The sequence below is a fragment of the Nonomuraea marmarensis genome (assembly GCF_043197025.1).
Lineage (GTDB): Bacteria > Actinomycetota > Actinomycetes > Streptosporangiales > Streptosporangiaceae > Nonomuraea > Nonomuraea marmarensis.
Genome location: NZ_JBICRM010000036.1, coordinates 24,119 through 37,929, shown reverse-complemented (window position 1 = coordinate 37,929; position 13,811 = coordinate 24,119). Strand labels below are relative to the sequence as shown.

At 69.4% G+C, this 13,811-nt stretch carries 16 protein-coding genes and 2 pseudogenes; 13 read left to right on the top strand and 5 right to left on the bottom strand.

What is annotated here, in order from left to right; translation table 11 throughout:
* Positions 1 to 7: 7 nt before the first annotated feature.
* The 3 genes from ACFLIM_RS40210 to ACFLIM_RS40200 all read left to right on the top strand — a co-directional run bounded on the left by ACFLIM_RS40210 (position 8) and on the right by ACFLIM_RS40200 (position 1,932).
* Positions 8 to 214 (top strand): hypothetical protein, encoded by a 207-nt coding sequence (locus ACFLIM_RS40210; RefSeq protein ID WP_393174194.1) that lies wholly within the window; start codon positions 8 to 10, stop codon positions 212 to 214.
* Positions 211 to 1,179: an adenosine deaminase gene (add, locus tag ACFLIM_RS40205; protein ID WP_393174192.1), complete on the top strand. Its 969-nt coding sequence runs from the start codon at positions 211 to 213 to the stop codon at positions 1,177 to 1,179. The genes ACFLIM_RS40210 and add overlap by 4 nt, the downstream gene beginning before the upstream one ends.
* Positions 1,180 to 1,614: 435 nt before the next feature.
* The gene (locus tag ACFLIM_RS40200) at positions 1,615 to 1,932 is read left to right on the top strand and encodes a DUF427 domain-containing protein (protein ID WP_393174190.1); all 318 of its coding nucleotides are present in this window, start codon (positions 1,615 to 1,617) and stop codon (positions 1,930 to 1,932) included.
* A 112-nt stretch (positions 1,933 to 2,044) separates the two neighbouring features.
* Here the strand turns inward: ACFLIM_RS40200 and ACFLIM_RS40195 are convergent.
* Positions 2,045 to 2,758 (bottom strand): annotated as a pseudogene (locus tag ACFLIM_RS40195) (NADP-dependent oxidoreductase); the annotation flags it as partial.
* A 59-nt stretch (positions 2,759 to 2,817) separates the two neighbouring features.
* A complete protein-coding gene (locus tag ACFLIM_RS40190; RefSeq protein ID WP_393174188.1) occupies positions 2,818 to 3,387 on the bottom strand; it encodes an NADPH-dependent FMN reductase in 570 nt (189 codons plus the stop codon).
* A gap of 115 nt (positions 3,388 to 3,502) precedes the next feature.
* Between ACFLIM_RS40190 and ACFLIM_RS40185 the strand changes: the two genes are divergently transcribed.
* The 8 genes from ACFLIM_RS40185 (at position 3,503) to ACFLIM_RS40150 (ending at position 9,877) form a co-directional block, all read left to right on the top strand.
* Positions 3,503 to 4,009 carry a MarR family winged helix-turn-helix transcriptional regulator gene (locus ACFLIM_RS40185; RefSeq protein ID WP_393174186.1) on the top strand — a complete coding sequence of 169 codons (507 nt, stop codon included), beginning with the start codon at positions 3,503 to 3,505 and terminating at the stop codon, positions 4,007 to 4,009.
* A gap of 56 nt (positions 4,010 to 4,065) precedes the next feature.
* Entirely contained in the window at positions 4,066 to 4,248 is a 183-nt protein-coding gene (locus ACFLIM_RS40180; protein ID WP_393174184.1) for a hypothetical protein, read from the top strand.
* A gap of 194 nt (positions 4,249 to 4,442) precedes the next feature.
* The gene (locus ACFLIM_RS40175; protein WP_393174182.1) at positions 4,443 to 4,898 is read left to right on the top strand and encodes a hypothetical protein; all 456 of its coding nucleotides are present in this window, start codon (positions 4,443 to 4,445) and stop codon (positions 4,896 to 4,898) included.
* 204 nt (positions 4,899 to 5,102) lie between these two features.
* Positions 5,103 to 5,903 (top strand): S1C family serine protease, encoded by an 801-nt coding sequence (locus ACFLIM_RS40170; protein WP_393174300.1) that lies wholly within the window; start codon positions 5,103 to 5,105, stop codon positions 5,901 to 5,903.
* A gap of 25 nt (positions 5,904 to 5,928) precedes the next feature.
* Positions 5,929 to 6,918: an AAA family ATPase gene (locus tag ACFLIM_RS40165; protein ID WP_393174180.1), complete on the top strand. Its 990-nt coding sequence runs from the start codon at positions 5,929 to 5,931 to the stop codon at positions 6,916 to 6,918.
* 3 nt (positions 6,919 to 6,921) lie between these two features.
* Positions 6,922 to 7,806 (top strand): DUF58 domain-containing protein, encoded by an 885-nt coding sequence (locus tag ACFLIM_RS40160; protein ID WP_393174178.1) that lies wholly within the window; start codon positions 6,922 to 6,924, stop codon positions 7,804 to 7,806.
* 64 nt (positions 7,807 to 7,870) lie between these two features.
* A complete protein-coding gene (locus ACFLIM_RS40155) occupies positions 7,871 to 8,821 on the top strand; it encodes a VWA domain-containing protein (RefSeq protein WP_393174176.1) in 951 nt (316 codons plus the stop codon).
* Positions 8,822 to 9,877, top strand: a complete 1,056-nt coding sequence (locus ACFLIM_RS40150) for a VWA domain-containing protein (RefSeq protein ID WP_393174174.1) — start codon at positions 8,822 to 8,824, stop codon at positions 9,875 to 9,877. It begins immediately after the preceding gene.
* Between the two features lie 244 nt (positions 9,878 to 10,121).
* On the opposite strand, the gene ACFLIM_RS40145 is transcribed toward ACFLIM_RS40150, so the two are convergent.
* Positions 10,122 to 11,285 (bottom strand): low temperature requirement protein A, encoded by a 1,164-nt coding sequence (locus ACFLIM_RS40145; RefSeq protein ID WP_393174172.1) that lies wholly within the window; start codon positions 11,283 to 11,285, stop codon positions 10,122 to 10,124.
* Positions 11,286 to 11,811: 526 nt separating this feature from the next.
* Positions 11,812 to 12,228: a LysR family transcriptional regulator gene (locus ACFLIM_RS40140; RefSeq protein WP_393174170.1), complete on the bottom strand. Its 417-nt coding sequence runs from the start codon at positions 12,226 to 12,228 to the stop codon at positions 11,812 to 11,814.
* On the opposite strand from ACFLIM_RS40140, the gene ACFLIM_RS40135 reads away from it, so the two are divergent.
* Both ACFLIM_RS40135 and ACFLIM_RS40130 read left to right on the top strand, forming a co-directional pair.
* Positions 12,217 to 12,534, top strand: coding sequence for a GyrI-like domain-containing protein (locus ACFLIM_RS40135; protein WP_393174168.1), 318 nt, complete (start codon positions 12,217 to 12,219; stop codon positions 12,532 to 12,534). The two genes, ACFLIM_RS40140 and ACFLIM_RS40135, sit on opposite strands and share 12 nt — an antisense overlap.
* A gap of 129 nt (positions 12,535 to 12,663) precedes the next feature.
* A pseudogene (locus tag ACFLIM_RS40130) lies at positions 12,664 to 12,822 on the top strand (DNA alkylation repair protein); the annotation flags it as partial.
* A 161-nt stretch (positions 12,823 to 12,983) separates the two neighbouring features.
* Here the strand turns inward: ACFLIM_RS40130 and ACFLIM_RS40125 are convergent.
* Entirely contained in the window at positions 12,984 to 13,808 is an 825-nt protein-coding gene (locus tag ACFLIM_RS40125; RefSeq protein WP_393174166.1) for a phosphotransferase enzyme family protein, read from the bottom strand.
* Positions 13,809 to 13,811 lie beyond the last annotated feature (3 nt).

Here is a 13,811-nt window from a genome sequence, read left to right as displayed (position 1 = left end):
AACTGCCATGACCACCGTTCGGAACCTGATCGGCGGCGAGCGCGTCAGCGAACCCGAGCCCGCCAGGCACAACCCCGCCGACCCCGCTGCGATGACGCCTTCCTCCGACGCCTCGGCCGTGCACGCCGCTGTCTCGGCGGCCGAGCAGGCGCAGGCCGCGTGGCCGGTGCTGCCCACGCCCGCGCGTGGCACCGTCTACCTGGGGCGCGAGTGAACCTGCTCGCTCTGCCCAAGGCAGAACTTCACCTGCATCTGGAAGGCGCGATCCACCCGTCGACCGCCGCCGAGCTGGCTGACAGGTACGGCCTGCCCGTCCCGTCCTGCGGGCCGTACAACGGGTTGAGCGAGTTCGTGGTGGCGTACGAGGGTGCCCGCGACCTGATCGGGAGCCTCGACGACCTCCATCGGGTCGCCTGCGAGCTGGTCCATAGGGCCGCCGCCCAGGGCGTTGTCTGGAGCGAGGTGCACGTGATCCCGCCGACGTACGCGGGCAGGCTCGGCCCCGCCGAGGGCGTGCTGGAGGCGGTGCTCGACGGGCTGAGGGCCGGCTCGTCCGCGGCGAGCGGCGCGGGCGTCATCGTGGGCGTGAATCGCGGCCTGCCCTTGGAACAGGCCGAACGTTCCCTGGCCCTGGCCCTCGCCTACCGCGACCAGGGCGTGGTGGGATTTGGGTTGGCCGGTGACGAAGCGCGTTTCCCCGCCGTGGCCTTCGCCGACGTGTTCGCCCGTGCCAGGGACGCGGGCCTGGCCGCCGTCCCGCATGGCGGCGAGGGGGCGGGTGCGGAGAGCGTGCGGGCGTGTGTGGAGGTGCTGGGCGCACGCAGGGTGAACCACGGGATCAGGGCCGTCGAGGACCAGGCCTTGATCGAGGAGCTGGCCGAACGGCAGGTGTGTCTCGATGTGTGCCTCTCCTCAAATGTGGCGTTGCAGGTCACCCCATCCCTGGCCGAGCATCCGCTGCCCGTGCTCATGGCCGCTGGCGTGCCGGTGACCGTCAACAGCGACTGCCCGCTGTTCTGCGGCAGCACACTGGTCGAGGAGTACGACTTGGTCAGGCGCTGGCTTGACCTCGACGCAGGGGCATTGGCCGACATCGCGGAGACCTCGCTGCGGTTCAGTTCGTGCCCGGGCGACCGGCTCGACCGTGCCATGGCGGACCTGGCCCGCTGGCGCGGCTAGTGTCCCGCGTGTTGGGTGCGGAAACTCGATCGCTTGGCTGACCTGGAGGTTTGTGGCTCGAGCACGCTGAGGCTTGAGGCATCCTGCGACGGTGTGGTGGTCGTCCCTTATCCCGGGGTCGCGCACGCGCACGGCTCTGATCGGCTCGCCGGTGTGCTCGGACAGCACCCTGCGGAAGCCTTCCACGTCAGGCAATTCCGGCATGAGTAATGCTTTGCCCACTTTGCCCCGCCCCATCCCCGAGCCACACCTCCAGAGACTCAAACTGAGAAGCAGGTCGAAGTGCGCCCTCTCGTGCTGCCGCACAGCGCGGACAATGCCGGGGCGCATGGCTCGTGGCTGGTCGCGTTGGCCACCACCGGAGATGTTTGATGGGATTGACATATGAAGACACGAGGACATGACATCGAGCTAACGCCTGCGTCCGATCATGTCGTGGTACGGGTCAAGGACTCGGTTGTCGCGACCTCCTCACGGGCGCTCGTACTCACCGAGACAGGCTGCCCACCGCGTTACTACCTGCCGTCGGACGATGTGAAGATGGATCTGCTTCGGTCATCGACGACGACGTCGCATTGCCCGTTCAAGGGTGATGCCGTCTATTGGTCGGTGGACACCGGTGACGGTCTGGCCGAAGACGTGGTCTGGTCCTACCCGGAGCCGTTCCCACAGGTCCAGCAGATCGCGGGACGGCTCGCCTTCTGGGCCGAGAAGCCAGGCGTCACCCTTGAGGTGAAGGGACAGGGTGCGTAGGCGTCGCCGCCTGCGTCCATCGCTACGCGAACGGCAGACTGCCACTATCGGCACCACCGGCGTTCAGCGCCGCGTCGTACGTACCGTCGGTGCCCACGGCCGCAGGCGTGGGTCAGACGGTCAGGACGATCTTCCCGCGGGTCCGGCCGGACGCGTTCAGCCGCCACGCCTCGGCGGCCTCGGCGAGGGGCAGGGCGTGGTCCACGTGCACGGTCAGCTTGCCCTCGTCGGCGAGGCTCGCCAGCGCCGCCAGGTCGGCGGAGTCGGGGCGTACCCCAGAGGTAGTGGCTCCCAGAGAGCGGAGGAAGTCGTGGTTGCGCTCGCTCGCGGTGCCGATCACGCGGGCGCCGAGCGCCACCGCGATCTGCACCCAGAACGACCCGACACCTCCGGCGGCGGCGTGGATCAGCACCGTGTCGCCCTCCGTGACGCCGACCCGCTTGATCGACTGGTAAGCGGTGAGGCCGGCCAGCGGCACCCCCGCCGCCTGCTCCCAGCTCAGGGACGCGGGCTTCTCGGCGATCATGCGCACGTTCGCCGAGACGAGCTCCGCGTAGGTGCCGTTCTGCGCCCAGTCCTTGCGCGCGTAGCCATACACCTCGTCACCGACCGCGAACTCGGGAGAGTCGAGGCCGACGCGTTCGACGACTCCGGCCACGTCCCAGCCGGGGATGAGCGGGAAACCGGTGTCCATGATCGGATCGAGGTATCCTGCGGCGAGCTTCCAGTCGACGGGGTTCACACCCGCGGCTTTCACCCGGATCAGCACCTCGCCGGGAGCGACCTTGGGTTCGGGACGGTCGACGAGACGAAGGTCGTCGGCTGTACGCGGAAAGGACCCCCCGGGGGGGCTCCTTCACGCCGCTCCACCCCTGGCCTGGGGTGTCAGGCGGCGATTCTGGCCTCGCGGGCGGGCTTCAGCGCACCGACCCACAGGGCGAGGTCGTCCAGCATCGCGCCGACCGCGGCCTCTTGGTGCGCGCCGGGGGTGAGGTGGGTCATCTCGGCGAAGTCGTGGATCAGTGAGAGCTCCACCTGGGGGCGCACGGTGGCCATGGCGACGTTGGCGAGGATGAGGCGCAGGTGCTCGACCGCGCGCACGCCGCCGGAGACGCCGTAGCCGACGAAGGCCGCGGCCTTGTGGTTCCACTCGGCGTAGAGGAAGTCGATCGCGTTCTTCAGCGCGCCGTTCGGCGCGTGGTTGTACTCGGGGGTCACGAAGACGAAGCCGTCGTAGGAGGCGATCTTCTCGGCCCACACGTGGGAGTGCGGCTGGCTGTAGCGGCCCATCATCGGTGGGAACGGCTCGTCGATGTGCGGCAGGGTGAAGTCGGCGATGTCGACGATCTCGTACTGCGCGTCACCGCGCTTGGCGGCGATGTCGTGCACCCACTGGGCGACGGCCTCGCCCTTACGCCCGGGGCGCGTGCTGCCGATAATGATGGCGATCTTCATGAATCGTGGAGAACCTTTCAAGAAAACGATGAGAGCCTAGGTCAGACCCTGTCGCTGATGCATCAGCAAAATTAGAGGCTCTTTGTTGTCACGTCAACATTGGTATGATCGAGCAGTGACAGAGACCCGGTGGCTCAGCGGTCGGGAACAACGCATGTGGCGCGCCTACAACGACATGTGCCGATATCTCGTCCAGGCCCTGGATCGTCAGTTCGCCGCAGCGGGGCTGTCGAGCGCCGACTACGAACTGCTGGTTCCGCTCTCCGAAGCCCCCGAACAGTGCCTGCGCGCCCGCGACCTCGGCCGGATGGTCCACTGGGACCGCAGCAGGCTCTCCCACCAGCTCCGGCGGATGGAACAGCGTGGTCTCCTCAAGCGCGAGGGCTGCTCCGATGACGCCCGTGGCGTGACCGTCTCTCTCACCCCTGAGGGACGCAAGGCGATCGAAGTGGCGGCCCCCGGTCATGTCGAGACGGTACGCCGGCTGTTCGTGGACGAGCTCACCCCTGAGGAGGTGGACATGCTCACCGCCATCTCGTACCGAGTGTTGTCCCGCACCGCCGAGGAGTCTCTTGGGCCCGGCAAATCCATCTATGTCGCCACAATCGATCCCGAGGCGTAATGCTGATCGCCGGGCGGCAGCAATGAGAGCGTTTGCCCGGGGAAAGGTGCTGACGGATGGCCCGGCGTCCTCAGTGGTGGTGGCCTGGCGGGCATCACCACGGAGCAGACGGGACCGACGGCGAGGCTCCCGGCATCCAGCACGCCTACGGCAATCTCACGGCGCCGACTCCTGAACTCGAGCAGACCACATACACCGACCACGACGCGCTCGTCATCCGTGCCGGCCTGCCGAAGTGATCGGACCGCGGGTGGTCGGGGCACGCCGTCGCTGGGGGAGAACGGGAACCTCGACAGGTGCTTGTGTTGCCATGGGCGGTACGCTCCACGGTGGAATATCTGGGGAATACGCATTAAAAGGTGCGAAAGGGTGCAGCAGGGGGAAGTTGCTGCGTTCCATCGGGGTTTTCACGGCGACGGGAGGCGGTACGTAGGTGCGCCGGATAACGCTCTTCGACGCAGTGATCATGGTCGGGGGCCTGACGCTCTTGCTGCTCGGTGCCTATCTGGCGGGCCCCGCACTGGCGGCGGCACGCGGTGACGGCACGCAGGGCACGTTCACTGCCGTACGCGCGGAGTGCTTTGAGCACCACCCCGGCAAGCAATTGTGCACCTGGCTGGGCGACTTCCGGTCCGACGACGGCAAGGTGCTCCGCAAGGGGATGACCCTCTACGACTCCGAGCAGGATTTGCTCACGGTCGGGCGCACGGTGCACGCCTTTGACACCGGGCGGCCTGATCGCGTCTACGGCGAGGGCGGCTCCAGGGAGTGGGTCACCGTCGTCATTCTCATCGTGCTGGGCGCAGGGCTGGTGGCCCGGCCGCTGCTGTTCCGGCGCCGCTCCCGCGGGACCGCTCGGCAACCTGTGCCGAGCGGCGATGCCGCGTGATCGGCGCTGCCCGAGAGTGAGCTGCTCGAAGGTCTCCGGTCCCGCTCGCCGGACGAGCTTTCAGCGTGGTCGGGTGCGGGACCCGGCCGTCCAGCGGAATGCGGCGTCTCCGTGCTGCGCGCGTTGGGCTGCGGTGACCGGTTCTCAGGGAGTTCTCAGGCGGGCTTTATAGCACTTTTCGCTGAGTTTTATAAGTATGGGGTGATGGAGCGCGCGCCGCAGGAGGCCGGTGCGGCCGAGGCTCAGGGAGCCGTGGCCGGGAGGGCTCGGCGGTTTGTCGTCGGGGGTGGCGCGCTTGTCGTCGTGGCGGTGCTGGCGTACTGGCTGGGAAGCGGCGGTGGGAACGGCGAAGGGGCCGCGGCTGGGCCGAGCGCGACGCCGACGCCTAGTGCGGCGCTCACGGTGGCCGAGGTCTTCAAGAGGGTCGGGCCGTCGGTGGTGGTCATCCAGGCCGGGCGGTCGCTCGGAACCGGGGTGATCGCGGCCGAGGACGGGACGATTCTGACGGCGTACCACGTCGTCAAAGGCACTAAGGACAAAGGCACTGAGGACGTCACCGTGACGTTCGCTGACGGCACCAAGGCGAAGGCCGTTGTCTCGTCGTCGAATCCCCGGCGCGACGTCGCGACGCTCAAGCCCGCGGAGCTGCCGGAGATCGTCGTCCCGGCGACGCTCGGCGGCGCCGTGGCCGTGGGCGCGCCCGTCGTGGCGATCGGCAATCCGCTGGGTCTGACCTACAGCGTCTCCACCGGCGTTGTGTCGGGCCTGAACCGGTCCGCCGAAGACGGCGACTTGAGCGGGCTCATTCAGTTCGACGCCTCCGTCAACCCGGGCAGCTCCGGCGGTCCCCTCCTGGACGCTCGCGGCCTGGTCATCGGGATCGTTGTCTCGATCGCCGACCCGGGAGGCGACGAGGCGTTCGCCGGCATCGCGTTCGCGGTGCCGATCGGCGCGGCCCTGGGTAGTGAAGGCGACGGCCCGCCGGGCGACGGGCCTGAGATCTGACCGAAGCGTCACGAGAAGGGACACCATGACCTCGACGAAGTCCCCCGAGTCGGCCCATCCGCTCGAACATGTGCTGTTCGAGGTCAAACGCACGATCGTCGGGCAGGACGTCCTGCTGGAGCGCATGGCCGTCGCGCTGATCGCCGACGGTCACCTGCTCGTCGAGGGCGTGCCGGGCCTGGCCAAGACGCTCGCGGTGAGGTCGCTGGCCGCGGCGATCGCCGGGAGTTTCCAGCGCGTCCAGTTCACCCCCGACCTGGTGCCCGCGGACCTCGTGGGCACGCGGGTCTACCACCAGCACTCCGGGGACTTCCGAACCGAGCTCGGCCCGGTGTTCGCGAACCTGCTGCTGGCCGACGAGATCAACCGCGCCCCCGCCAAGGTGCAGAGCGCCCTGCTGGAAGTGATGCAGGAGCATCAGGTGACGATCGGCCGTGAGACGTTCAAGGTGCCCGAGCCGTTCCTGGTCATGGCGACGGAGAACCCGATCGAGTCGGAGGGCACCTACCCGCTGCCGGAAGCGCAGGTCGACCGTTTCATGATGAAGGTGGTCGTCGACTATCCGACGCAGGCCGAAGAGCAGGCGATCGTCGAACGGGCGCTGCGTCCGCCCGAGCCGCCGCAGCCGATGGTGACGGCCGAGGACCTGATCGCGATGCGGGCCCGCGCTCAGAAGGTGTACGTCGATCCGGCGATCGTCGAGTACGCGGTACGGCTGGTCGCCGTGACGCGTTCCCCCGCGACGGCCGGGCTCGGCGAGCTGGAACGATATGTCACTTACGGGGCGAGCCCGCGGGCATCCATCGCGCTCGTCACGGGCGCCCGGGCGCTGGCGTTCCTGCGCGGCCGCGACTACGTCCTGCCGCACGACCTGTCCGAGCTCGCGCTCGACGTGCTGCGCCACCGCCTCGTGCTGTCCTACGAGGCCCTCGCGGACGATGTCGACGCCGACGCGATCATCACCAGGGTGCTCGGGGCCGTCCGGGCGCCCGACGTCGTCCTGCAGAACCGCTGAGCCATGGCCACCGCCCCCGAGAGGCTCCTGCTCCGCCTGGAGTGGAAGGTCGTCCGCAGGCTCGACGGCCGGCTCCAGGGCGCCCACCGCACCGCGCACCGCGGCTCCGGGATCGACTTCACCGGGTTACGCGCCTACAGCGACGGCGACGACGCCCGGCACATCGACTGGAACGTGACCGCACGGCTGGACGAGCCGCACCTGCGAGTGTTCACCGAGGACCGCGAGCTGACGGTGTGGCTCGTGCTCGACCGGTCGGCGTCGATGGCGGCCGGCCGGCCGGGACGCGGCAAGCACGACGTGCTCGCCGAGCTCGCGCTCGTCCTCGCTCGGATGTTCGGCCGGGGCGGCAACCGCGTCGGTGCCCTGTTGTTCGACACCGGGATGCTGCGCGTCGTGCCGCCCGGCACCTCCCGGCGGCACGCGCTGCGGATCGGCGCCGAGCTGGAACGCACCGTCGAGGCGCGCGGTCGCGCCACCACCGACCTGGCGGAGATGCTCGATGCGGCCGGACGGCTCGCGCGCCGCCGCGCACTCATCATCGTGTTGTCGGACTTCATCGGCGACGGCGACTGGGAGCACTCGCTCCAGCGCCTGGCCCGGCGGCACGAGGTAGTCGCCCTGCGGATCGTGGACACCGCCGACGACGTGCTGCCCGAAGCCGGGCTGATCGTGGTCGAGGACGCCGAGACCGGCGAACAGCTCGTCGTCGACTCCGCCGACCCGCTGTTGCGGGTCCGCTTCCGCGCCGCCGTCGACGCCCGCGACGCCCGGCTCGCGGCGGGCATGCGCCGGGCCGGGGTGCCCGTCCACCGCATCGACACCGACCGCGATCTGGCCGAGGCGCTCGTCGAGGTCGTCGCCCGAACCCGGGACCGGTCGTTATGACCGGCCTTGTCGAGGTCAGCAATAAACACAGCACCTTGGTCATGAGGCCGACGAAGGAGGCCTCATGACCCTGTACTCGCCGCTCATACTGGCTGTCGGACTGCTCGTCACGGCGGCGCTCGCCTGGGCGACCATCATCTCGGCGCGCCGCCGGACGGCCGCGCTCGCCGCGGCCGGCGTCGCTGTGCCGGGCGGCCGCCGGGCGCACCTCGGCATCGGCCTGACGATCGCCGGCGTCGGGGTACTCGCGATCGCCACCGCCGGACCGGCGGCCATGGTGCCGGTCCCGCGGACCGCGGGCACCGTCATCCTCGCCATGGACGTCTCCAACAGCATGGGGGCCGACGACGTCGCGCCCACCCGGCTGGCGGCCGCGCAGCGGGCGGCCCGCGCGTTCGTGGCGGCGCAGCCCGACAGCGTCGACATCGGCGTCGTCGCGTTCGAGCGGGGCGCGCTCACCACCGCACGGCCCGACGCCGACCACTCCATCGCGCTCGCGGCCATCGACCGGCTGAAGATCACCGGCGGCACCTCGCTGGGGACGGCCATCATGGCCTCGCTGTCGGCGATCACCGGCAAGCGGGTGGCCGTCGGCCGCGACGGCACCGCGCCCGACATCGGCTACTGGCCGTCGGCGACGATCGTGATGTTCTCCGACGGCCAGAACCAGGGCGACGACGTCGAACGGGCCGCCGCCGTGGCCCAGCGGGCGAACGTCCACATCCACACCGTCGGGGTCGGCACCACGGCCGGGGCGACGGTGCAGGTCGACGGCTACCACCTGCAGACCTCGCTCGAGGAGGACACCCTCACCTTGATCGCGCAGACCACCGGCGGCGCCTACCACCCCGCCTCCGACACTGCGCGGCTCGACGGGATCGCCGACACGATCGATCTGCGGCTCACCGTCTCCGACGAGCCGCTGCCCCTCGCCGGCGGGCTGATCGGGCTCGCCCTCGCGTTGCTCACCGCGGGAGCGGCGCTCACCGTGCTCCGGTCTGGACGGGTGATCTGAATGTTGTTCTCATGGCCGTGGGCGCTGCTGTCAGTCCTGATCATCCCGCTGATCTACGCCATCCGCGAGTGGGCGCGGCGCCGCCGCCGGCGGGCCGCCGTGCGCGTCACCTCGATCGCGCTCGTACGGAGCGCCCTGCCCGGCCGTACGCGCTGGACGCGGAAGATCCCCGCGGCACTGTTCATAGCCGGGCTCGCGCTGCTCGCGGTCGGGGCCGCGCGGCCGCAGGCGTCGGTGCCGGTGCCGATGACGTCGGCGACGATCCTGCTCGCGCTCGACACCTCCGGCTCCATGTGTTCCACGGACGTCGACCCCAACCGCATCACCGCCGCGAAGAAGGCCGCCGCGGAGTTCATCGAGTCGCAGCGGGGCGGGCCGCGCATCGGCTTGGTCACCTTCGCGGGCACTGCGGGTCTGCTCGTCCCTCCCACCGACGACACCAAGTCGCTGATCGAGGCGCTGGACGGCCTCACCGTGTCCCGCGGCACCGCGATCGGGCAGGCCATGCTCACCTCGATCGACGCGATCGCGGAGGTCGACCCGTCGGTTGCCGCCACCGGGGCGAACCCCGGCGGCGGCGGGGAAGGCTACGCCGGTGCCGCGATCATCGTGCTCACCGACGGCGCCAACACCCAGGGCGTCGACCCCCAGACCGCCGCCCAGGAGGCGGCCCTGCGCCGGGTCCGCGTCTTCCCCATCGGCTTCGGCACCACGAACCCGGCCCCGATGGTCTGCGACAACTCACAGTTCGATGGCGGCTTCGGCGGCTGGGGCGGCGGCTTCGGCGGCCGCGGCAGATTCGACAGCGGCCGCAACCCCCGCACCATCGACGAGCCCGCACTCAAACAGATAGCCCAAACCACCGGCGGCTCCTACCACCGCGCTGAGAACGCCGACCAGCTGCAAAGCGCCCTCGACGCCCTCCCCGGCAGCTTCACCGTCATCCACCAACGGGTCGACACAGCCGCCGCCTTCGCCGCCGGCGGCGCCATCCTCATTACCGCGGCCCTGTCCCTCTCCCTCTGGTGGAACCGCCCCCGGACCCCGACCCGCTGACGGTCTTCGTGATGTTCAGCCAGGGAGGAAGGCAGCTGCCGCACTGGACAGCAGCGGGCCGAGAATTGCCAGACCGATTTGCAGATCGGCCAGGAGAGTGCGATCGACTCCCAGCAACTGCCCCAGCTTGGCGCGCTCCTCGGCCCGGCTGAGGATGATGGCGGGATCGTCGGCGTCAACGATCGGCAGAAGGTCATCGCACAGGCGGCCTGTCTCGGTGGCGCGGCGGCCGCCGGTTGCGGCCTCAGGAGGCCAGGCGGTGGTCGACCGTGGCGATGATGATCAGCACGACCACGACGCCGGTCATGGCGGCCCAACCGGCGAATGACGTCGCCAGCCCCAAAGGCACCACGCACACCGCTCCAATGACGCGATCAGTGATCCGTCCGCTCTTCAGCATGGCGCGGTAGATCGCGTGCCCGGCCAGGAAGATCGCGGTGCCGCTCCCTAGCCACCACGGGTTCACCGGGCCGTGAAAGTGGTGGATGGCGTCGGTGATGCCGGCCGCGACGAGGATGATCCCTATGATCATCACGAGGTGGGCGCCGGTGAAGGCGTAGTAGGCCAGCAGTTGACGCCGATGCTCGCCGGCCCTCTCGAACGCCGACTCGGCCCGGACCTCGTCACCGTCGAAATACACCCACCACAGTCCCGCCGCCGCCGCGATGCCCAGGACCACCCCGACCGCGAGGGGCCAGTCCACCGCCTGGCCCCCAGGGCTTTCGGCGCCGATGCCGATCGCCACCACCGATTCGCCCAGCACCACGAGCAGGAGCAGAGCATGGCGTTCCACGAAGTGATGGGGCTCGATGACGAACCCCCGGATGCGTCCCAGAAACGGCGAGAGATAGAGAATCGGCACAGCGGCCGCCCAGCACACCCAGCCCCACACCTCCGGCAGGTGCGGCTCGATGAGCACGAGCACGCCGGCCGCCGCGTTGAACGGCATGTTGCGCAAGATGGCCCGCCGGGCCGACGGGGCGCGGGCGGTGAGGTAGAGCACGCCGTGGATCACCACCACGGCCAGGTACGCCACGGGAAAGGCCCAGCCCTCGGGTTCGAAGACGTAGGGCACGTCCAAACCCATGATGAAGAAGGCCGTCATCGCGAGCACCAGCAGGAGCCGTACCTGCACCGCGTCGGGCCGTACCGCGTTGGTGAGCCAGCCGAACGCGCTGAACATCCACCACACCACGACCATCGGCAGCAGGCCCTTGAGCAGCCCCTCCCAACCCGGATGCGTCTCCACCGCGTGCGTCACCTGGGTGACCACGAATACGAAGACCAGATCGAAGAAGAGCTCCGTCGGCGTCACCCGGCCGCCGCCGCTCTCGGAGGCCTCCAGCCGCAGCCGAGCCGCAGGCGAATTCATCTGCTCGTTGCCTTCCAGCGTTGACAGGGTCTTCATGACCTGGATTCCGGATTGTCTGGGCTGGTTCCCGTTGTGCGCAAGTGCCACCGGCTAGTGCAGCTGGTCACATGTCCTTCGGGGGTTCGCTCGAGGGTGATCTTCGGGTTCCATGAGGTGGAGCGTGCAGGCCCAGTCGAGTGCCTCGTTGGGGGTGCCTGTCGGCCGGCCGTTGAGGAGAACGGATTCGCGGGAGTCCTCGCTGCGGGGTTGGTAGATCGCGAATGCCCAGTCGTCGGGTTCGCCCAGGTATTCGATCCGGGCCAGCGGGACGCCTTCATCATCGTCGTCGGCCAGGTGCCCGATCAGGTAACCCTAGGAGCCGCGCCAGCAGATGGAGACCTCTTCCGGCAACGTGCTCGGCTGCTCCCACCGGCCTTGATCGGCTCGGCGGAACGCCCGGAAAGGACTGGTCACGAACGGTCTCGGCGGCCGGGCTGGGGGTGCGTCAGGTTCGACTCGGGGACGGGTAGCCAGGCGTCTTCGGGCAGGTCGAGCCATCGCTCGGCGGTGGCGAGGTCGCGGGTCACGCCGTGCAGCGGCCGAACGTCACATCGAGGCGGTGGGCGGCCAGCAGCGGCAGCGCGGCGTCGAGGCCGCCGTGGAAGCGGGCGAAGAACTCGTACCCCTCCGCGCGGGTCCTGGCGGCGGCGAGCACCAGTGCGGGGGTGAGTCGCTCGCCGACGACGTCGACGAGCAGCGGGGCGCCCTCGCCGCGCAGCTCGCGCAGGGTCTCGTCGTGCAGAGTGAGGATCTGCCTGGCGCGGACCAGCAGTTTGCGGCCCGTCGGGGTGAGCGCCACCCGGCGGCTGGTGCGCTCGAACAGCGGCACGCCGGCGCGCTCCTCCAGCTTGCGTACGTCGCGGCTGAGGGCCTGCTGGGCCACGAAGAGGCGTTCGATCGCGGGGTCGCGCCCGCAGGACCGCCCTTCGTGCGGTACCACTCCGTGGACGACGAGCAGACCGACGTGGAGATCGGCGTGCCGGTTCCGGACGGTGTCACCGGTGAGGGCACGATCGTCGCCGGCCAGTTACCGGGCGGGCGGGTCATCGTGATCGTGCACCTCGGTGGACACGATCGCCTCTCCGAGGCCTACAACCGGATCGAAGAGTGGCTGACGGCCCACAACGGGCCCGAAGGAGCGGCCTGGGAGGTCTACGAATGGATCGACTTGAGCACGGAGCCGGACCCGTCGCGCTGGCCCGCGCCGTCCGAGTGGCGTACCGAGATCGTGCAGCCCGTGCGATGAACGGACCGCGCCTCACCGCCGCCCGGTTCGCGGAGCGCATCCAGGCCCTCCGCGTGCCGGCCGGACGGGATCGGGTACGGACTCTACCGGCTGGCCCGTTCCGAGAACTGGTGGGAACGCCGTATCGCCATGTACGCCACCCTGGCGTTCGTCCGGGCCGGAGACCTCGACGACACGTTCGTCCTGGCCGAGCGCCTCGTCTCCGACGAGCATGACCTGGTGCGCAAGGTGGTCGGCGGGATGCTGCGCGAGGCAGGCAAGCACGACCGCGACCGGCTCCTGGACTTCCTCGACCGGCACGCGGCGACGGCACCGCGCGTCCTGCCGCGTTACTCCATCGAGCACCTCGATCCGAAGCAACGGGCGCACTACCTCTCCCTCGCCAAGACCGGGATCACGGTAGATCCCGACATCAACAGCCAGCCGGCCACGACCTCGAAGGCCCGCGATCAGCCATGGGTATCCAGCCCGTTGCGATCGAGCGCTGCTCGGATCTGGCTGAGCCACTCTGTGCCCAGCTGGCGTCCGTTTGGGAATTGGTCGCCTCGATCCCAGCGCCACGTTGTGATCATCGCCAGCACGAGGATCCGGCACTCGCGTAGCAAGCCTTGGTTGACACCCGGATAGTGCTCGCTGACTTCTTCGGGCGCATGGGCGAGGTCGAATTCGACAGGCCCACGGCAGCACGTCTCGAGGTCTATGAACAGCAGCCCGTTCTTCGTGGTGAGCACGTTGCCTGGGTGCGGCTCGCCGTGCAGTAGCTGCTCGGCGCCGCCGCGCTCGCCGATGGCTCGTCTCAGGCTTCGTAACGTGTCGCCGAGGAGCTCCCGGTCCGCGTCCGCGAGCGCCGGCGTGCGGTCGCGGCTCGCCACGAGTTGTTGAGCCTGCTCGACTCGATCCGTGAAGTGCGGCGTCGGGACATCGAGCTTGCGCATGCCGGCATGCAGCCGCTCGAGCGCATTGGCATAGTCGGCTGGTGAGACCTCTCGAGGCGTCGCAGGTTCGTAGTAGGTCCACAGCGTGACCACGAAGCCATCACGCTCGTAGACACGTGGCTCCACTCGCGGCTCGAGAACAGCCACAGGGCTCTCGGATTCGGCGAGCCGTTGAGCTAGCTCGATTTCGAACCCTGCGACCTGATGCGCTACAGGTGCCACCCGGGCCAGGACGTCACACGGCAGCAGACGCAGAGTGAGCTTGTTCGAGTCATGAAGAACGATCGCGTCGTCGACTGTCAGGTCAAGTGATGAGGCGGTCGACATGGCCGCAGCCACTGC

Bases quoted from the DNA above. Each gene is read 5' to 3' on its own strand.
- ACFLIM_RS40145 (WP_393174172.1), bottom strand. From the start codon at position 11,285: ATGAAGACCCTGTCAACGCTGGAAGGCAACGAGCAGATGAATTCGCCT.
- ACFLIM_RS40165 (WP_393174180.1), top strand. From the start codon at position 5,929: ATGACCTCGACGAAGTCCCCCGAGTCGGCCCATCCGCTCGAACATGTG.
- ACFLIM_RS40190 (WP_393174188.1), bottom strand. From the start codon at position 3,387: ATGAAGATCGCCATCATTATCGGCAGCACGCGCCCCGGGCGTAAGGGC.
- ACFLIM_RS40155 (WP_393174176.1), top strand. From the start codon at position 7,871: ATGACCCTGTACTCGCCGCTCATACTGGCTGTCGGACTGCTCGTCACG.
- ACFLIM_RS40150 (WP_393174174.1), top strand. From the start codon at position 8,822: ATGTTGTTCTCATGGCCGTGGGCGCTGCTGTCAGTCCTGATCATCCCG.
- ACFLIM_RS40160 (WP_393174178.1), top strand. From the start codon at position 6,922: ATGGCCACCGCCCCCGAGAGGCTCCTGCTCCGCCTGGAGTGGAAGGTC.
- ACFLIM_RS40180 (WP_393174184.1), top strand. From the start codon at position 4,066: ATGGCCCGGCGTCCTCAGTGGTGGTGGCCTGGCGGGCATCACCACGGA.
- ACFLIM_RS40170 (WP_393174300.1), top strand. From the start codon at position 5,103: ATGGAGCGCGCGCCGCAGGAGGCCGGTGCGGCCGAGGCTCAGGGAGCC.
- ACFLIM_RS40210 (WP_393174194.1), top strand. From the start codon at position 8: ATGACCACCGTTCGGAACCTGATCGGCGGCGAGCGCGTCAGCGAACCC.